The organism is Acidobacteriota bacterium (genome assembly GCA_016195325.1).
In the GTDB taxonomy this organism is placed as follows: Bacteria; Acidobacteriota; Polarisedimenticolia; order JACPZX01; family JACPZX01; genus JACPZX01.
This window is the reverse complement of sequence record JACPZX010000085.1, coordinates 44708-63621: the sequence shown is the minus strand read 5'-3', so window position 1 is coordinate 63621 and position 18914 is coordinate 44708. Positions and strand designations below refer to the sequence as shown.

The window sequence follows — 18914 nt, the reverse complement described above, 5'->3', positions numbered from 1 at the left end:
GCGCATTATCGCACCCGACGCGCCGCCACGTCGTCGGGAATCGTGAGCTTCTGCATCCCCGTCCCCCCCGATTCCGCGTGGATGCCGGTCAGTTCCTTCCCCTCGAAGAGGAAGGTGCCGACGGCGATCTCCTTCTCGGGCCCCCACGCGGCGACGAGGAGGCCGCCGGGGATCGCGAGGCCCAGGGCGTCGTACGCGAAGGGCTTGTCGATTCCCTTGCGGTACGTCCCGGTCCAGCGCATGTGGACGAGGACATCGTCGGTCGTCATCTCGACCTTGCCGTCGTACGGATGCGACGGGCCGTCCGATCCGCTCGTGTGGCCGTGCAGCCGGTACGCGCCGTCCCACGACTCGAGCGATCCGCGGAGCCCCTCCTCCCCCATGAACCCCTTCGGGTTGAACCACATCCCCTCGAGCGTGTCGTCCGCGATCATCCACTCCTGGCGGCCGCCGCGCGGGATCTTGTAGTAGACGGAGAGGCCGTAGTCGTCGCCGGGTCCGTACGCCGCGATCAGCGCGTCGTTGATCATGACGCCGAAGCCGTGGATCGTCCGATCCGACCCCGCGATCTTCCACGTGAGGTCCCACATGATCATCCCGTGCTTCTTGTCGCCGAGCCGCTTCCCCTGCTTGATCTCCAGGGTTCCCGTGAACTCTCCCACCGAGGGGATCTGAGCCTTCGTGATCGCGTAGCTGCCGGTCAGGTCCGGCTCGTCGTCCTCGTGCTTCGACTTCGCGAGCGAAGGGGAGGCGACGAGGAGGAGAACGAGCGCCGCGGTCAGCGCGCGGAAAAGACTTCTCATCGCCTCGCCTCAATCCTTCCCGCTCGTGCGGGCGACGAGATCGTCGCCGATCGCGTCGGACAAGGCCTTGGCCACGGGGGCGAAACCGGCGAAGTCGGCGTCGTTGGCGACCCCCTTCCGATCGGTCTTCACGAACGAGACCTCGAACTTCATCTTCGCCCCCGAGTACTGGTGCCCGTTCCAGTAGAGGCTCGGGTCGTCGTCGCGCTTCACGGGGTTCGGGCCGAAAACGTACATGTACGCGCCGAGCATGTCGATCGACTTCGACTGGGCCTGGACGATGGCGTAGAGGAAGGCGACGGCGTCGACGCCGAGACCTGTCGCGAGATCGTGGCCGACGCTCTCGAAGAGCTTCCCGTCCCCTCCCTTCGCGAGGAGGCCGAAGTGATTGGACTTCGTGTCGTTCTCCGACGGGAGGGCGAGCAGCCGGTACCCTTCAGGGACCCCCTCGAGCCGCGTCGAGTCCTTGTCCCCCTTCTTCGAGATCCACGTGACGAACCTCGCCGTCGCGCCGGCCTTGACCTCGAAGGCCTCGTACGCCTGCTTCTTGTCCGGCGTGTCGAGGAATTGATCGGGAGCGAGGAGATCCATCCCGTGCGCCTTGAACGACGCCTTCATTCCCGCGATCGAGGCGTCGTAGAACTCGTTCGCGTAGGTGTCGACGGCGTTCGCCTTCACGTTCTTCGCCGAGCTCCACCCCATGTACGGGTGCTTCTCCGAGTTCCCCGAGTCGCGGACGTAGAAAGAGACGAGGGCGACGCGCTTCGGCGGCGCGCCGAGCGCCTTCATGTAGGGGGCCTGTCCCCGGCCGCTGTCGCTCCCCTTCCCGCCGTTCATCAGATCGATCTTGACGCGGTCGGCGATCTTCGCCGGATCGTTCCCCAGCTCCTCCTCGAAGAACGCCCCCGCGAAGAGCGGCGCGGCCGCGAGCATCGCGAGCGTCGTCCCCGCGAGCCAGCTCCGCCTCGAATTCACCTGGATCGTCCTCATCGTCGTCTCCTCCCTCTTCGCCGGTGCCGCGCGTGTCTCGTGCGCGGGAACTTACGACGCGCCTCGGGGGCGGGACATCGGCCGATCGGTGGATCGGAATCTCCAACTTTCGATGGAGGAGAGGTGGACGCGGACCGCGTCGGCGCGCCGGGTGACGCCGAGCTTCTTGAAGACGCGGTGGAGGTGGCTCTTCACGGTCCCTTCCGAGATCGTGAAGGTCGCGGCGATCTCCCGGTTCGTGCGGCCTCGGCCGACCTCGGCGAGGATCTGCGACTCCCGGGGGCTCACCGTGGTTCGACGCATGGCGCGAAAGGTACGCCTCGCGCCGGCGGCGGGGCATCGGCCGGAAGTTGGAGGGAGGGCTAACGAATGAGGCCGCGCCTCATTCCCATGAGAGCGGCCGATGTCCGATCCGGCGCGCCGAGCTTCGCGAGGATGCTGTTGACGTGGCTCTTTACCGTCGCCTCGGAGATCTCGAGCGAGCCTCCGATCTCTTTGTTGCTGAGCCCCTGGGCGATCAGCTCGAGGACGTCGATCTCGCGAACGGTGAGATCCCGGCCGATCGGGCGCTCTGCGAGACACGCGGCGACGGCCGGCGGGATGTATTTCTTCCCGGCGTGCACCGCTCGAATCGCCTCGAGGATCTCCTCGCGAAAGGCGTCCTTGAGGAGGTACGCCTTCGCGCCGAGCCGCAGGGCTCGATGGATGTCCTCGTCGCCGTCGAAGGTGGTGAGCACGAGGATGCGCGCATCGGGGGCGACCCTCAGGATCGCGGCGATGGCGTCCGCCCCTTCGAGCCCGGGCATGCGCAGGTCCATCAGGACGACCTCGGGGCGATGCTCCTTGAACTTCGCTACCGCGTCGCGCCCGTCCGACGCCTCGGCAACGACCTCGAGGTCGCTTTCCGCGTTCACGATCGCCCGGATGCCGTCCCGGAAGACCGGATGATCGTCCGCCACGAGGACGCGGATCTTCGGCCCGGCGATCACGTCTCGTCCGCCGCGCCGCCGCGGCCGAGAGGCACCGCGGCCTCGATCGTCGTCCCGGCTCCCGGACGGCTCTCGAATCGAATCTCCCCGCCGATCCGGCGCATCCGCTCCCGCATCCCCGTCATCCCCGACCCGGGGGGCGTGGCCGCGGGGTCGAACCCCGCGCCATCATCCCTGACCGCCAGCGTCGCACGTCCTCCCTCCGCGCTCAACTCGACGCGCAGGTGGCGGCACCGGCCGTGGCGGATGGCGTTGGTCATCGCCTCCTGGCCGATCCGGAAGAGGGCGTCCTCGATCCGGGGGGCCAGCCGGCCCCGAAAGCCCCGGGCCGTCACCTCCGCCCGGACATCGGTCCCGGCGGTAAGCTCCGAGGCGACCGCCCTGAGCGACGCAGGGAGATCGGCCGACTCCAGGAGGTTCGGCCGCAGGTCGCGGACGGACCGGCGCGCATCGGCGAGGCTGCTCCGCACGAGGAGGCGGGCGCGGTCGAGGTTCTCGCGCGCGCTGTCGGGGAGATCGGCGAGGCGAGAGGCGGCCGCCTCGAGCTGCATCGAGACGCCGGTGAACCCCTGCGCGATCGTGTCGTGGAGCTCGCGCGCGATCCTCTCGCGCTCCGCGACGACGGCGCCGTAGCGCGCCTCGATCTGGCGGACGCGGTACCGGTATGCGGCGAAGGCGGCCGCCGCGGCGAGGGCGGCGCAGAAGAAATAGAACCAGGCGGTCTCGTAGAAGAACGGGAGCACCGTCACGTCGGCCGTCGCCTCGGATTCGCTCGGGACTCCCGACTCGTTGGCGGCCGCGACGCGAAACTTGTACGACGCGGGGCGCAGCCCCGTGTAGTAGGCCACGCGCCGGGAGCCCGCGTCGATCCAGTCGGGGTCGAACCCCTCGAGCCGGTACCTGAAGCGCACCCGATCCGGCGCGGACAGGCTCGTCGCGGTGAAGTGCAGCTCGACGCGGCGAGTCCCCGCGGGGACCTTCACCGCCGACGGCTCCGGCGCGCGAGCCTGATCCAGGAGCACCTCCTCAAGAAGAACGTGCGGTGGGACTTCGTTCGCGCGGACGCGCGACGGATCGACGACGGCGAGGCCGCGGCTCGTGGGAAACCAGAGGCTCCCGTCACGAGCGCGCCACCCCGACGGCTGCGTGCCGCCGCCGCAGTCGGTCGTCGGCAGGCCGTCCGCTCGGTCGAAGGCGACGCTCACCAGGCGCCGCGCGCGGCCGTCGGCGACCTCCTCGAGCGCCTTCACGTCGACGCGAAAGACGCCGCGGGCGCTCGACATCCACCACCTTCGGCTCGAGTCCTCGAGGATGCGGAGGATCGTGTCGTCGAAGAGCCCCTGAGCCGTCGAGACAGTGGTGAACCGCCCGTCGCGGTAACGCGAGAGGCCCTCCCGGTACGTCCCGAACCACACTCCCCCGTCGCCGTCCTCCGCGATCGCGAGGACCCGATCATCGGCGAGGCCGTCCTTCGTGGTGAACGTCGTGAACGCGCCGGCGTGAAGGCGGCTCACCCCGGACGTCGTCGCGAACCAGATGTCTCCTGAAGCGTCCTCGTGAATGAACCGGACCCAGTTTCCGGCGAGGCCGTCCTTCGGGCCATAGGCACGGAACATGCCGTTCTCGCGGACCGCCGCCCCGCCTGCGCTCGTGCCGATCCACAAGCGCCCCTCACGATCGACCATGAGGGCCCGGATGTTGTCGTGCGGCAGGCCGTCGGCGACGCCGTAGCGGGTGAAGCGGAATCCATCGAAGCTGGCGAGGCCGGACGTCGTGCCGATCCAGACGAGCCCGTCGCGATCCTCGGCGAAGCTCACGACGCCTGCGCCCGGCAGTCCGTCGCTCTTCGAGTATCGAATCCACGCGCCGCCGTGGTACCGCTCGGCGATCGTCTCGGTGCCGGCCCAGATGTCGCCCCGATGATCCTCGAAAATCGCCCACGTCTTTTCCTCCGGGAGGCCCGTCGCCCCCGTCCAGCTCGAGAAGGGGCGCGGGCGGATGCGAGTGAGGCCGCCGCTCGTGCCGGCCCAGATGTTTCCCTCGCGATCCTCGAGGAGCCCGTTGATCCGCCCCGAGGGCAGGCCGTCGACCTCACCGATTACGGAAACCGCGCCCCCCTCGATCACCCGGATGCCGCTCTCGCGCAGACCGACCCAGAGTTCCCCTCGCGTCGTCTCGACGGCTCCGGTGATCTGGTCGGTGGGAGTTCGAGCGTTGACGTCGAAGGACTCGAGCTTCCCGTTCGACGCCTTCGTGATGCGCACCGGCTGGTTCTGGATCCATAGGATGGTCTCGCCGCGCCCTCGAGCCGGGCGCGCGACTCCGCCCGTGAGTCCTGAGGTCACGCGGGATTCCTCCGGCCCTGCGTCGACCACGGCGCCGTCCCGCACGAAGCGCAGGCGACCGTTGAGCCCGCGAACCCAGATCGACCCTTTGGGTCGCTCGATCACGGGCACTCCGCGGGGAAGCGCATCGGCGCCCTCGGCGGGAAAGGTCCGAAACCTCGATCCGTCCCACATGTGCAACAGGTCATTCGTTCCGATCCACAGGCGTCCCGCGGCATCGGATAGGAAGTAAGTCGCGTACTCAAACTTCGACCCCTCGGCGCGGCCGAAGGTCGTGAACCGACGCCCGTCGTAGCGCGCGATCGCTCCGCCCATGGCCCCGATCCACAGCAGCCCCTCCTTCGTCACGAGCAGAGGCCCGCACTGATCGCTCGGCAACTCCGGCGTGTTGCGCCGATCGAAGACGGTGAAGCGCACGCCGTCGAAACGCGCGAGGCCGGCGTTCGTGCCGGCCCACAGATACCCGTCGGGGGTCTGGGCCAGGTCGATGACGGCGTCGCTCGGGAGTCCGTCGTCGGTCCCCCACGTTCGGAGATTGTATCCGGGGGCGGGGACCCCCGTGGCGGCTCCGCGGGCGGCGCCGATCGCGAACGCGAGGGAGGCGAAGGCGGCGAGGGTTCGGGGGCGCATCGCGCGCATCCTGACACGGGGCGGGCGGGGCGGAAAGCCCCGCGCCCCTATCGCGGGGCGACTCTCTTGGCGTAACCTCCGCGCCTCGCGAGTGGCCCCGCTCGAAACGCGCCTGACCGGAGAGTCCGAGCATGAAGTTCGCCGATCTGCCGACGCCGTTCGATTTTCCGGCGGAGGAAAAGAGGATCCTGGAGTTCTGGGAAGTGGAGGGCATCCACCGGAAGTCGACGGAGCTGCGCCGCGGCCGCGCCCCCTTCGTCTTCTACGAGGGGCCGCCGACGGCGAACGGCCTCCCACACCCCGGGCACTGCTTCACGCGCGCGGTCAAGGACCTCTTCCCGCGGTACAAGACGATGCGCGGGCACCTCTGCGAGCGGCGCGGCGGCTGGGACACGCACGGGCTTCCCGTGGAGGTCGAGGTCTCCAAGGAGCTGGGAATCCACAGCAAGGAGGAGATCGAGAAGTACGGGATCGAGCCCTTCATCCACCGCTGCATCGAGTCGGTCTTCCGGTACACGAAGGAGTGGGAGCAGCTCACGAGGCGCCTCGGCTTCTGGGTGGATCTCGACGCGGCGTACGTGACCTACCACCGGAGCTACGTCGAGAGCGTCTGGTGGTCGCTGAAGACCCTCTTCGACGCGGGGCTTCTCTACCAGGGGCACAAGATCGTCTGGTGGTGGGCGCAGGGAGGGACGGCGCTCTCGGCCGGCGAGGTCGGGCAGGGGTACCGCGAGGTGGACGACCCCAGCGTCTTCGTCCGCTTCCCGCTCGAAGGGGTCGAGAGGACCTCCCTCCTCGTCTGGACGACGACACCGTGGACGCTTCCCTCGAACCAGTTCGCGGCCGTCCACCCGGAGATCGACTACGCCCTCGTGCAGGACGCCGAGAGCGGCGAGCGCCTCTACGTCGCCGCGGCGCTCGCCGACGAGATCGCGAAGCGCGCGAAGCGGAAGCTCGAGACGATCGAGACCTGCAAGGGGAAGGCGCTCGTCGGCCGCCGATACCTCCCTCCGTTCGACTTCTACCACGCGAGCCTGGGCGCGAAGACGGCGCGGCTGAAGGGGGGCGGAGAGGCCCCCGTCGGCTGGCGCGTCGTCGCGGCCGACTTCGTCACGACCGATTCGGGGACCGGCCTCGTCCACGAGGCGCCGGCCTTCGGCGAGGTCGACTTCGATCTGCTCCAGAGCGAGCGCGAGCGCTTCGAGAGCCCGGATGCCGTGCCGCTCCTGTGCGCCGTCGCCCCCGACGGCCGGTTCACGGACGAGGCGCCGCCGTGGGCCGGGAAGTGGGTGAAGGACGCCGACCGGGAGATCACGCGCGCGCTCCGCGACAGGGGGCTCCTCTTCCACCAGGAGCAGTACCGGCACGAGTACCCCTTCTGCTGGCGCGCCGACGAGGACCCGCTGATCCAGTACCCGCGCAAGAGCTGGTTCATCCGCACCACGAAGTTCGTGCCGGATCTTCTCGAGAACAACCGGAGCGTGAACTGGATCCCCGGGCACATCAGGGATGGACGCTTCGGAAAGTTCCTCGAGAGCAACGTCGACTGGGCGTTGTCGCGCGAGCGCTACTGGGGGACCCCCCTGCCGATCTGGGTCTGTGAGAGCACGGGGCACATGGAGGCGATCGCCTCGTACGACGAGCTCCTGGCGAAGCCCGGCGTGGCCGGCACCGGCGCCTTCGACAGGGCGAGGGTGAAGTTCCCGAACCTGAGCGAGCACCTCAGGGTCCACCGCCCGTACGTCGATGAGGTCACGTACGCCTCGCCGAAGGCGGAAGGGGCGCGGATGCGCCGCGTCCCCGACGTGATCGACTGCTGGTTCGACAGCGGCGCGATGCCCTTCGCGCAGCTCGGGTGGCCCCACACCGGCCGCGACGCCTTCGAGGCGTCGCTCCCGGCGGATTTCATCAGCGAGGCGCTGGACCAGACGCGCGGGTGGTTCTACTCGATGATGGCGATCTCGACGATGCTCTTCGGGAAGAACGGCGTCGCGCGGGCGGAAGGAACGGGTCGCGTGAGACGCGAGTGGCCCGTCCCGTACAGGAACTGCATCGTCCTGGGCCTCCTCCTCGGCGAGGACGGCCTGAAGATGTCCAAGTCGAAGCAGAACTACAAGACGCCCGACCACATCTTCGACAACGACGGCGCCGACGCGATGCGGTGGCTCTTCTTCTGGGGGCAGGCGCCGGGGACGAGCGTGCGCTTCGAGGAGGGGGCGATCAAGGAGGGGCAGCGGGAGTTCCTGATCCGCTGGTACAACGTCTACTCCTTCTTCGTCATCTACGCGAACATCGACGGGTGGCGGCCGGCGGGCGCGCTCAGGGGGGATCTTCCCGCGCCCGACGCGCGGGGCCTCGCGGAGCTCGACCGGTGGATCCTCAGCGAGCTGAACAGGGCGATTCGCGACGTGACGGCGGCCCTCGACGCCTACGACACGTACACGTCGGCGCGCCGCCTCAACGACTTCGTCGACGCGCTGAGCAACTGGTATCTGAGGCGAAGCCGCGAGAGGTTCTGGAAGAGCGGTGCCGACGCCGACAAGGACGCCGCGTACGCGACGCTCTACCACTGCCTGGTCACGACGGCCCTCCTCGCGGCCCCGTTCGTCCCGTTCATCAGCGAGAGCATGTACCGGAACCTGGTCGGGAGCCGCGGCGATGCGGCCTTGCCGGAATCGGTGCACCTGGGCGACTGGCCCGACGTGGACGAAGGCCGCGTCGACGAGCCGCTCAGCGCGCAGATGGGACTCGTCCGCGAGATCGTCTCGTCGGGGCGCGCGGCGCGCACGCAGGCGAAGATGAGGGTCCGCCAGCCGCTCGCGCGCGTGGAGCTCATCCTCGCCGACAGGAGCCGCGAGGAGTGGATCGGCCGTCACGCGACGCTGATCCGTGACGAGCTGAACGTGAAATCGGTCGACCTCGCCGCCGATGCCCACCAGTACGTCGACTACGTCGTGAGGCCAAACCTCCCGAAGCTCGGCCCCCGGTACGGGAAGCTCGTCCAGGGGATCAAGTCCGCGCTCGCCTCCGTGAAGGACCCGGCCGCGCTCCGTCGCGCGCTCGACGAGAAGGGGGAGATCCGCCTCGACGTTCAGGGGACCGAGGTCTCCCTCACCGAGGACGATCTCCAGATAGAGCTGAGGGCGAAGGAGGGATGGGCGGCGAGCCTGGGCCGCGGCGCCGTCGTCGTCCTCGATCTCGATCTCACCGACGAGCTTCGACGCGAGGGGCTCGCGCGCGAGGTGGTGCACCACGTCCAGGGGATCCGGAAGGACATGGCGCTCCGGTACGAGCAGAGGATTCGCCTCGGCTTCGCGGGAGATCCCGCGCTCCAGGAGGCGATCGCTGCGCACGCCTCATATATCTGCGGCGAGGCGCTCGCGGCGGAGATCGGCGGGGCCCGCTCCAGCGAGCCGACGAAGGACGTGAAGGTCGAGGGGCTCGCGCTGAAGATCTGGCTCGAGCCGATCTAGCGCAACGGCGGCGGCTCGAACGGGCCCAGCCACTTCTCGAAGATCGCCCGCACGTCCACCCCCGTCGCCTGCCGGATGAGATCGGGGAACTCCACGGTGCCGAAGCCCGGGGCGCCGTGCGCGCTCCGCGCGACGATCGCGCGCATCGCGTCACGGAGGCGCTTCGACCCGGCGCTCGCCGAGCGAATCGCCTCGTCCATCTCCGCCGCCATGAGGCCGCCGCGGGAGAAGACCGTCCTCCCGGTGCGGAAGTCGTCGCCGTACATCGTCGAGGCGACCCGCGAGAGCTGGACGAGGGGCATCCGCAGCATGAAGGTCGGGGCGGTCTCGAGCGATTTCCGGAACCGCAGCCTGACGCGTCGCGCCCGGAACGCCGCGCGCTCCCCGTCCGGAAGCGCGTCGGCCTGGGCGTCGATCGCGACGTACTGCCCGAACCCCTCGGCGAACCAGATCGAGTCGAGGATCGGTGGGGTCTCCCACGTGTGCGGGAAATACCCCTCCCCCGCCCCGCGCTTCGGGATCCACGCGTGGGCGACGTGGTGGGCGATCCAGAACTCCGTCACGGCGGTGGCGTCATCGGGGGCGCCGGGTGAGAGGCCGCGCAGATCGTCGGCCGACGTCCCGACGCCGAACGTGCTGCTCTCGAGGTGCTCCATCGCGAAGCCGTACTCGTGAGCGGGAGTGATCGGCTTGAGCACGTCGAAGACGATCGTGTAGTGGTCGAAGGGGGCCGGGCCGAAGTACGCGACGAGCTGGTCGAGAGCGCGGCGCGCCATCGCGCCGAGGCGAGGCCGGTCGACCTCCGCCTCCGCGTGCACCGCGACGAAGAGAGCCGGCGCGCCTCCTTCGACCCGCACCGCGTCGAAGCCGGAGCCGAGGAGGATCTGCGAGTCGGCGAGGGCGTAGTAGTCGGCCGCCTTCGCTGTCGCCCGGCCTCGCGGCGGCGGCGCCGCCGGGGCGAGGGTCGTGAAGACGGGCTCTTCGGCCGAGCCGATGAACTCGAGGGTGATCGGCCGATCCTCGAGCCCGTCGACGTATCCGAAGACGGAGTAGCCGAGGAGGCCGAGGTACCCGTCCCGGCACTTCGAGGCGTCCGAGCCCGCGAGAATCTCCCGCTCCATCGCCGCGACGTCGACGTCGTAGGCAATCGTCGAGACGGGGGCGCGGGGGCGCCAGCGGGGGCCCTCGCTCCTCTCGAGGGGCCCCGGGGTCCCGCCAGCCGCCGCGCCCGTCACGCCGCTGACGTGGCGGTCGTAGTGCTGGATCCCGTACCCCATCGGGATCGCGCGCGGCATCACGAGGTCCGCCGCTCCCGGCGCGTCGTCGGGAATCGCGATCTCGACGTGAACGGTGCAAGAGCCTGCGACGTGGCGAAGCCGGTACGCGACGGCGGCGGCCGCGCCGAGTGACGACGAGCCGGCGACGAATAGCGCCATCACCGCCGCGATCGTAAGGCCCTTCGTGGATCTCAGGCTCACCCCTCCCTCGCGCCACCCCGGAGAGCTGCCTTCCCGGGCAGCGCGGGGGGGAGTATATAAAGATGATGGGACCGGGAGCGGCTTAACCTCCTCCCGCGGCCCTCCGGATCATCCTCCCCGCCGTCTGCCCGAACTGCTCGGCCGCGGGCGGGTCCAGGTTCGAGAGGACCACGAGCGTGTACGGGCCGCTCATCTCGAGCAGCGCGTTCACACCCGGAGAGCCGCCGGCGATGCCGAGGGAGGCCTGGTCGCCGATCATCGCGCTCGTGTGCGCCGAGTCGAGAAGTTTGCCGGCGCGGAGCGCGTTCGCGAAGGCGACGAGGTCCCGGACCGTCGCGTACCCGCCGCCGGCTGGGCTCCCGCGCCCGAGCCGCGTCTTCTCCTCGACGAGCTCGACGCCCCCCGCGTGCAGTTCCCTCACGTAGCCGACGGCGGTCTTCCCGGGAAGCGCCTCCCCGAGGTCGCTCTCGGCGTCCGTCATGCCGGCCGGGTCGTACACGTGCGCCTTCACGTACGCGTAGTAGTCCTCGCCGGAGACGCGCTCCACGATCGCGCCGAGGAGCACGTAACCCCCGTTCGAGTACTTCTGCCGCGTTCCCGGTTCGAACTCGAGATCGCGATCGCGAACCAGGGCGTACCAGTCGGAGACGGTGCGCACGCGGAGAGGATCGTCCCAGAGCTTCCGCGATTCCAGGACGTCGGGGACGCCGCCGCGGTGATCGAGGAGCATCCGGACGGTGACGCGACTCCCGTTCGCCTTCGGATAGTCGGGAAGGAACCGATCGATCGTGTCGTCGAGCTTGAGCTTCCCCTGCTGCTCGAGCTGGAGGATCGCGACGTGCGTGAAGATCTTGTTGATCGAGCCGAGGTTGAACCGCGTCCCGACGGCGTTTGCGCGGTTCTCCTTCCGGGACGCCAGGCCGTAGGCACTCTCGAGGAGCGACTTCCCACGCTTGTCGAGAAGCGCGGCCCCGGAGAACTCCCCCGCAGCCGCCTTGCGCTCCAGATCCGACGAGAGGCTCGCCACAATGTGGGAGTCGTCGGGAGGCGGGCCCGAGGCCTCGGGCGCCGGCGGCGGTCCGCCGCCCATCTCGTCGGCCGGCTCGAGCCGCAGGTTCAAGAGCGTGTGCGGCGGCTCCTCGGAGCAGTTGAAGCGGATCTTCAGCGGCTGGCCGTGCTCAACGTGCACGAGCACCTCCACGAAATCGGCCCCCTCGGCGAGGACGCGCACCGCGTTGAGCGTCCCCTGCTCTCCCCTCATCCGCCGCCAGACGCCGAGCCTTGCGTCCGCCGGCCGCTCCTCGAGATCCTTCGAGGAGACGTTCGACGTGTAGAAGGCGCGCATCGCCGCCTCGTCCTTGTTGCACGCGTCGAAAAACTCCCGGGCGTGACGTCCCGGCTCGGACTTCGGGTAGCTCACGTCGTCCGACCGCGCCGGCGTCGGCGCCCAGACGGCGATCGAGGCCACGGCCAACGCGCCGATCACGATCCGCATTCGATTCATCATGGTCCTCCTCGAGCCCACGCAGACTTCACTTCACGGCCCGGAAAGCACCGTGGATCGCGGGTGTGAAGAATTGATGAAGGTCGAGGGCCAAGGTATGTTCCGCGGATGCCCATCAGCCCGGGAACCCGCCTCGGACCGTACGAGATCCTGTCCCCCCTCGGCGCGGGAGGCATGGGCGAGGTCTACCGCGCGCGCGACACGCGCCTCGGGCGCGACGTGGCCGTCAAGGCGCTCCCCGAGCACCTCGCCTCGAGCCCGGAGGCGCGCGAGCGATTCGAGCGCGAGGCGAAGGCGATCTCCTCGCTCAACCATCCGAACATCTGCACGCTCCACGACGTCGGCACGGAGGGGTCGACAGGCTATCTGGTGATGGAGCTCCTCGAAGGGGAGACGCTCATGCTGCGGCTCGCCCGCGGCCCGATGAAATGGGAGGAGGCCCTTCCCGTCGCGGCGCAGATCGCCGGCGCCCTCGAGAAGGCGCACCGCAAGGGGATCGTCCACCGCGACCTCAAGCCTGCGAACATCATGCTGACGAAGAGCGGCGCCAAGGTCCTCGACTTCGGCGTGGCAAAGCTTCGCGACGACACGTCGCCGGCCCCGCCCGGTGTCGGGATGCTCCCCACGGCGGCGCCGACGAGGACGACGCCGCTCACGTCGCACGGCGCCGTCCTCGGCACGATGCAGTACATGGCCCCCGAGCAGCTCGAGGGAAAGGTCGTCGATCACCGGGCCGACATCTTCTCGTTCGGTGCGGTTCTCTACGAGATGCTCTCGGGGAAGCGCGCCTTCGAGGGAGCGAGCCAGGCGAGCGTGATCGCCGCCATCCTCGAGCGCGCGCCGCGACCCCTTGCCGAGTTCGTCACTCCGGCGTCGCCGGCGCTCGATCGCGTGGTGCTTCGCTGCCTCGCGAAGGATCCCGACGCCCGGTGGCAGAGCGCGTTCGACATCAAGAGCGAGCTCGAGTGGATCGCCGGCGGGAGCGGAACGCGCGAGGCCGTGACCGGGGCGGCGCTGGCCGCCGCGACGGCGCCGAAACGATCTCCCGTGGTGGCCGCGGGCCTCGCGCTGATCTTCGGCGCGGCGCTCTTCGCTCTCGGATGGTCCTTGCACCGCTCCGCCCCCGCGCCGGCCCCCGTCACCCGGGCGAGCCTCGTCCTGCCGGCGGGATTCTCGCTCGACACCGACAACAACTCGGTCGCGATCTCCCCCGACGGCACGCGCCTCGCCTTCGCGGGATCGGAGGTCGGGGCGAAGAGCCACCTGTGGATTCGCCGCCTCGACAGCCTCACCGCACAGCCGCTCACGGGAACGGAGGGTGCGTCGTACCCCTTCTGGTCGCCGGACGGGAGCACGCTCGGCTTCTTCGCGGATCACAAGCTCAGGAAGATCTCCGCAACGGGCGGGGTCGTGCAGGCGATCTGCGACGCGGCGGACGGACGCGGCGCGAGCTGGAGTTCGTCCGGCGTGATCGTCTACGCGCCGGAGCCCTTCGGCGGCCTCTTCTCGGTTCCCGCCACCGGAGGCACTCCGGCCGCGCTGACGTCTGCCGAGTCCACCCTGACGCATCGCAACCCGCACTTTCTCCCGGACGGCAAGCGCGTCCTCTATTTCTCCGGACGCAACTGGAAGGACGCGGGCAACGGGATCTTCGTCGTCGATCTCGCGACGAAGGAGTCGCGGCTGCTCGCCCAGGCGGACAGCGAGGGGATCTACGTCGAGCCCGGGTACCTCGCGTTCGTGCGGGACGGGAACCTCTCCGTCCAGCGTTTCGTCCCCGCCACGTTGAAGCTCGAAGGGGAGGTGACGCCCATCGCGGAGAGCGTCCAGTTCAACACGTTCCGTTACACGGGGACGTACACCCTGTCGCCGACGGGGCTCCTGGTCTACCAGACCGGTGCCATCCAGGGGCGGGCGCAGCTCACCTGGTTCGATCTCGACGGGAAGCGCGTGGGGACGGTGGGTGAGCCCGCCATCTTCTGGCTGACGCTCGCGATATCTCCCGACGGACGGAGGGCGGCGACGAGCGTGCGCCACCCCGACGGCGCCTCGGACATCTGGATTTACGACCTCTCGCGCTCGATCGGCAGCCGGTTCACGATGGGGGATACGAGCGCCCTCGGTCCTCTCTGGTCGCCGGATGGCCGCCAGTTGGCCTACAGCGACGGCGGCAGCCGGATCTTCGTCAAGTCGGCGGACGGAGCCTCCCCCGCGAGGCTCGTCCTCGACGAAAAAAAGACACCGGCCTTTCCGACGGACTGGATCCGTGACGGATCGGGGCTCCTGTGCACGGTGCAGACTCCGGAAGGCGGAAACGACCTCGCGATCATTCCGCTCTCGGGAGAACCGAAGCCGAAAACGGTCATCGGCGGGCCCGGCTCCCAGAAGATCGGAAGCTTCTCGGCAGACGGCCGCTGGATCCTGCACACCTCCGACGAGTCGGGGCGCGACGAGGTCTACGTGACGTCGTACCCCGGAGCGGAGGGCAAGTGGCAGGTCTCGACCACGGGCGCCCAGTTCTTCGCCTGGATGGGCGCGTCCCACGACGTGATGTACGTCGATGCGGAGACGAAGGCCTACCGGGTGACGATCGCGCCCAGTGGATCGGGGATCGACATCTCGCCGCCGAAACGGATTCTCGGAGATCTCTCTCTCGGCGGGACGGCCTCCGGCTCCATCACGCCTGTCGCTTTCACACCGGACGGCAAGCGCGTGCTGGTTGCCGAGCCGATGCCCTCCACCACGGGGCCGATTCTCACGCTGGTGACGAACTGGCAGTCCGAGCTGACGAAGCGATGAGAACCCGCGCGATTCGAATCCACGCAACCGGCGGCCCCGATGCCCTCCGCCTCGACGAGATCGACGTCCCGGAGCCGGGAGCTGGCGAGGCCCGCGTGCGCCACACGGCGATCGGTGTCAACTTCATCGACGTCTACCACCGATCCGGACTCTACCCTCTCCCTTCGCTCCCCCACGGTCTCGGATCGGAGGCGGCGGGGGTCGTCGAGTCCGTCGGTCCCGGCGTGACGCTCGTGAAACCCGGCGATCGCGTCGCCTACGCCGGCGGGGGCCCCGGCGCGTACGCGGGGGCGCGGGTGATTGCGGCGGATCGTCTCGTGGCGATCCCCGAGGGAATCGACGATCGAACCGCCGCGGCGATGATGCTCAAGGGGATGACCGTCGAGTATCTGATCCGCCGAACGTTTCAGGTGCGGGCCGGCACGACCGTGCTCTGGCACGCCGCGGCGGGGGGCGTCGGCCTCATCGCCTGCCAGTGGCTGAAAGCGCTCGGCGCCGTCGTCATCGGCACCGCGGGGGACGACGCCAAGGCCGAGCTCGCGCGATCCCACGGGTGCGCGCACACGATCGTCTACACCCGGGAGGACGTCGCGGCTCGGGTCCGCGAGATCACGTCTGGAGCCGGCGTCGCCGTCGTCTACGACGCCGTGGGGAAGGCGACTTTCGAGGCGTCGCTCGACAGCGTCGCGAAGCGCGGGATGGTGGTCCTCTTCGGAAACGCCTCGGGCCCGGTCCCCCCGATCGACCCTCTCATCCTCTCGCGCAAGGGATCGATCTTCCTGACGCGGCCGACCCTCTTCGACTACACGGCGACGCGCCAGGACCTCGAGGCGAGCTCCCGGGCCCTCTTCGACGTCGTGGGCCGCGGCGCGGTGAAAATCCGGATTCAGCGCGATTGGCCCCTCGCCGAGGCGGCCGAAGCGCATCGCGCGCTCGAGTCGCGCCGGACGACCGGGTCCACGGTGCTGATTCCCTGACCGCGCGGCGCGCCCGGCCGGGCTGCTAGAATCCGCCGCCGGAGGCGTCGCGTGGCGAGACCCGACGAGACATCGAGGAAGTACACCGGCGCATTCCTGGCCGGCGCCTCCCTCGTCCTCGGCTGGCTCTGCCTCAGGGTCCTGAGCCCCTTCCTCTCCGCTATTGCGTGGGCCTCGGTCCTCGCGATCGTCTTCGATCGGCCGTGGCGACGGCTCCGGAAGACGCTGCCCGGCCGGCTCGGGTTCGCCGCCGCGCTGATGGCGACGGCGATCGGCCTCCTCGTCGCCCTCCCGATCACCTTCATCGCGACCCTCGTGGCCGGCCAGGTCATCGACCTCGCGTCGCAGGTCAGCGCGAAGCTCGAGACCCAGCACGTTTCGTCGCTCGCAGACATCGTGACCCTGCCGCAGGTGGCCGCATGGGTCGAGCAAGCCCAGGATCGGCTCGGGCTCACTCGCGAGCAGTTCGAGGGGCTCGCCGCGACGTTCGCCGCGAAGGCGACCTCGATTCTCGGGGCCCTGAGCCGGTACCTCGTCCTCAGCGTCTTCGACGGCGCCCTGACCTTCTTCACGACCGTCTTCCTTCTCTTCTTCTTCCTCCGGGACGGGGCCGACATGGCGGAGGCGGTGCTCGGCATCGTCCCGGGGGACGACGACGTCCGCAGCGCCCTCGGTCAGTCCGTCGCCGGGATGATCTCCGCGATCTTCCGGGGCTCCCTTCTGACGGCGGTCATTCAGGGAGTGAGCGGATCGGTCGGTTGGTGGATCGCGGGTCTCCCATCGCCCGTGCTCGCGGGGGCGGGGATGGGAATCCTCTCACTCCTCCCGCTCGGCGGCACGGCGATTCTCTGGGTCCCCGGCGGCCTCCTGCTCCTTTTCACCGGCAGCGTCGGCCACGGCCTCTTCCTGCTCCTCTGGGGGTCGATCGTGACGACGTTCGCCGCGGACAACATCCTCAAGCCCGCCCTCATCGGCCGCGCCCAGGAGCTGAGCCCCCTCGTCGTTTTCCTCGGCGTCTTCGGAGGCCTCGCCGCCTTCGGCTTCACCGGCCTCTTCATCGGCCCGGTCGCGCTCGCCCTCGCCGCCTCGCTCCTGGACGTGTTCAGGAGGAGGGCCGGGGCGGCGAGCGAAAAAAAAGGGGCGCCCGAAGGCGCCCCTGATCTTCGAAGCTCAGCCGAGGTCTAGAACAGGCACTTCGCCTGGGCCGACGTCACGACCTTGCACGCGTTCTTGATGGCGTTGTTGCACTCGGTGGAGCTGCCGGCGCCACCCGGCGGCTCGAAGTTGATGCCGAGGCCGCTGTTGACGAGGAGCTGTTGGTGGCAGTTCCCGGCGTCGATTCCGCCGCACTCGGAGCCGTCGGCGCAGATGCTCCCGACGGTGCACGACGTGACGCCATCACCGCAGATGCCGGCGCCGCACTTCCCGCTCGCGTTGAGAGCCCCGCCGTTGTTCAGGCAGTTGAGCTGGTTGATGCACGACGTAAGCTGCGAGCTGGTGGCCGACGAGCTGGCGCACGTGGCGTTGCAGCTCGCGAACAGCGTCTGGAAGAGCGGCGTCTGGGAGCAGTCCGGCACGCCGTCGCTGACGACGCAGTTCAGGGCTGCCGCGGTGAGCTGGCGCGCGAGCTGGAAGATGCTCCCGTCCTTCACGTTGACGCAAATCCCCTCCACCGCGGAGTCGTCGTCGTTGAGGACCGTGTTCGTAATCGCCTGACCGCAGACGTTCAGGACGCCGCCGCCGAGCGTGATCACGGCCTGCGTGATGTTCTGACTGCCCGACTTCTCGGTCCCCGCGTGCGTTCCCCAGAAGCCAGGGGTGCGGCAGATCGCCGCGCCGCAGTTCGTCGGCGGCGGGTTCGTCGCCACCGAGTGGCACTGGCCGGTCGTCGTGTCGCAGACCTCGGTGGTGCAGTTGTCGGAGTCCTGCTGGCAGGTCACGGGCGTCTGCTTGCAGTTCCCTGTGGCCGTGTCGCAGGATCCGGTGTTGCAGAGGCCGTCATTGGCGCAGAACTTCGGCGCGCCGGACTCGCACTGGCCGTTCGCCGGGTTGCAGGCCTCGACGGTGCACTTGTTCCCGTCCTGCGCGCAGCTCTTCGGCGTCTGGACGCAGTTCCCGCTCGCGGCATCGCACGAGCCGGTGCTGCAGAGGCCGTCGTTGGCGCAGACCTTTGGGGTCTGGGTGCACTGGCCCGTCGCGGGGTCGCACGAGCCGGTGCTGCACTTGCTGTCGTCCGAACAGCTCTTCGGGGTTTGGACGCAGTTGCCGGTCGCCGGATCGCACGAGCCGGTGCTGCACAGGCCGTCGCCCGCGCAAGTCTTCGGCGCGGTCGACTCGCAGAGGCCGTTTGCGGGATTACAGAACTCCGTCGTGCAGTGGTTGTCGTCCGCCTGGCACGTGATGGGCTTCTGGACGCACGCGCCGGTGGCGGCGTCGCACGAACCCACCGAGCACAGGCCGTCGTTCGCGCAGCTCTTCGGGATCTGCACGCACTGGCCCGTCGCCGGATCGCAAGAGCCGGTGCTGCAGAGACCGTCGCTCGCGCAGCTCTTCGGGGTCTGGATGCACTGGCCCGTCGCCGGGTCGCAGGAGCCGACCGAGCACGCGCTGTCGATCCCGCACGACTTGGGAACGGACGTGCAGGTGTGGGTCGCCGCGTCGCAGATTTCGTCCGTGCACGGGTTGCCGTCGCTCGGGCACACCCCGTCCAGGGTGCCCGGAGTGCAGCTTCCCGGCGGAGGATCGATTTGGGCCCACGCGGGATGTGCGAGCGTGAAAGCCATCAGGACGAAAGCGGCGATGGGAAGCCACCTGGCCACGGAACGAAGCCGGTTCGCCGTGCTACAACAGCTCAGATCTCCCTGACTCATGTTTCACTACCTCCATTCCAGACGACACCGCGGGCGTAGACAATCGAACCATGCGC

Annotated in this window: 12 protein-coding genes; 4 read left to right on the top strand and 8 right to left on the bottom strand. The window is 69.3% G+C overall.

Going from position 1 to position 18914, the window contains the following annotated elements; translation table 11 throughout:
- Positions 1-5: 5 nt before the first annotated feature.
- Genes HY049_15840 through HY049_15820 form a run of 5 tightly spaced genes read right to left on the bottom strand, consistent with a single transcriptional unit; the run spans position 6 to position 5757 of the window.
- Positions 6-803 carry a hypothetical protein gene (locus tag HY049_15840; protein MBI3450373.1) on the bottom strand — a complete coding sequence of 266 codons (798 nt, stop codon included), beginning with the start codon at positions 801-803 and terminating at the stop codon, positions 6-8.
- 9 nt (positions 804-812) lie between these two features.
- Positions 813-1793, bottom strand: coding sequence for a hypothetical protein (locus tag HY049_15835; GenBank protein ID MBI3450372.1), 981 nt, complete (start codon positions 1791-1793; stop codon positions 813-815).
- Between the two features lie 51 nt (positions 1794-1844).
- Positions 1845-2096, bottom strand: a complete 252-nt coding sequence (locus HY049_15830) for a helix-turn-helix transcriptional regulator (GenBank protein ID MBI3450371.1) — start codon at positions 2094-2096, stop codon at positions 1845-1847.
- Between the two features lie 59 nt (positions 2097-2155).
- On the bottom strand, positions 2156-2782 hold the full coding sequence (locus HY049_15825; GenBank protein MBI3450370.1) for a response regulator transcription factor: 627 nt from the start codon (positions 2780-2782) through the stop codon (positions 2156-2158).
- Positions 2779-5757, bottom strand: a complete 2979-nt coding sequence (locus HY049_15820; protein MBI3450369.1) for an ATP-binding protein — start codon at positions 5755-5757, stop codon at positions 2779-2781. The genes HY049_15825 and HY049_15820 overlap by 4 nt, the downstream gene beginning before the upstream one ends.
- Positions 5758-5888: 131 nt before the next feature.
- Here HY049_15820 and HY049_15815 point away from each other — a divergent pair, with 131 nt between their 5' ends.
- Positions 5889-9230 carry an isoleucine--tRNA ligase gene (locus HY049_15815; GenBank protein MBI3450368.1) on the top strand — a complete coding sequence of 1114 codons (3342 nt, stop codon included), beginning with the start codon at positions 5889-5891 and terminating at the stop codon, positions 9228-9230.
- On the opposite strand, the gene HY049_15810 is transcribed toward HY049_15815, so the two are convergent.
- Positions 9227-10708: a hypothetical protein gene (locus HY049_15810; GenBank protein ID MBI3450367.1), complete on the bottom strand. Its 1482-nt coding sequence runs from the start codon at positions 10706-10708 to the stop codon at positions 9227-9229. The two genes, HY049_15815 and HY049_15810, sit on opposite strands and share 4 nt — an antisense overlap.
- An 82-nt stretch (positions 10709-10790) precedes the next feature.
- On the bottom strand, positions 10791-12212 hold the full coding sequence (locus tag HY049_15805) for a beta-lactamase family protein (protein MBI3450366.1): 1422 nt from the start codon (positions 12210-12212) through the stop codon (positions 10791-10793).
- Positions 12213-12320: 108 nt separating this feature from the next.
- Between HY049_15805 and HY049_15800 the strand changes: the two genes are divergently transcribed.
- From HY049_15800 to HY049_15790, 3 genes are read left to right on the top strand one after another with little or no spacing between them, the layout of a single operon-like run.
- The gene (locus HY049_15800; GenBank protein MBI3450365.1) at positions 12321-15011 is read left to right on the top strand and encodes a protein kinase; all 2691 of its coding nucleotides are present in this window, start codon (positions 12321-12323) and stop codon (positions 15009-15011) included.
- Entirely contained in the window at positions 15008-15988 is a 981-nt protein-coding gene (locus HY049_15795) for a quinone oxidoreductase (GenBank protein MBI3450364.1), read from the top strand. Before HY049_15800 ends, HY049_15795 begins: the two co-directional genes overlap by 4 nt.
- Before the next feature lie 51 nt (positions 15989-16039).
- Positions 16040-17173: an AI-2E family transporter gene (locus tag HY049_15790; protein MBI3450363.1), complete on the top strand. Its 1134-nt coding sequence runs from the start codon at positions 16040-16042 to the stop codon at positions 17171-17173.
- Here HY049_15790 and HY049_15785 read toward each other — a convergent pair.
- The gene (locus HY049_15785) at positions 17170-18807 is read right to left on the bottom strand and encodes a hypothetical protein (protein MBI3450362.1); all 1638 of its coding nucleotides are present in this window, start codon (positions 18805-18807) and stop codon (positions 17170-17172) included. The two genes, HY049_15790 and HY049_15785, sit on opposite strands and share 4 nt — an antisense overlap.
- Positions 18808-18914 lie beyond the last annotated feature (107 nt).

Bases quoted from the DNA above. Each gene is read 5' to 3' on its own strand.
- HY049_15800 (MBI3450365.1), top strand. From the start codon at position 12,321: ATGCCCATCAGCCCGGGAACCCGCCTCGGACCGTACGAGATCCTGTCC.
- HY049_15815 (MBI3450368.1), top strand. From the start codon at position 5,889: ATGAAGTTCGCCGATCTGCCGACGCCGTTCGATTTTCCGGCGGAGGAA.
- HY049_15840 (MBI3450373.1), bottom strand. From the start codon at position 803: ATGAGAAGTCTTTTCCGCGCGCTGACCGCGGCGCTCGTTCTCCTCCTC.
- HY049_15835 (MBI3450372.1), bottom strand. From the start codon at position 1,793: ATGAGGACGATCCAGGTGAATTCGAGGCGGAGCTGGCTCGCGGGGACG.
- HY049_15805 (MBI3450366.1), bottom strand. From the start codon at position 12,212: ATGAATCGAATGCGGATCGTGATCGGCGCGTTGGCCGTGGCCTCGATC.
- HY049_15820 (MBI3450369.1), bottom strand. From the start codon at position 5,757: ATGCGCCCCCGAACCCTCGCCGCCTTCGCCTCCCTCGCGTTCGCGATC.
- HY049_15795 (MBI3450364.1), top strand. From the start codon at position 15,008: ATGAGAACCCGCGCGATTCGAATCCACGCAACCGGCGGCCCCGATGCC.
- HY049_15830 (MBI3450371.1), bottom strand. From the start codon at position 2,096: ATGCGTCGAACCACGGTGAGCCCCCGGGAGTCGCAGATCCTCGCCGAG.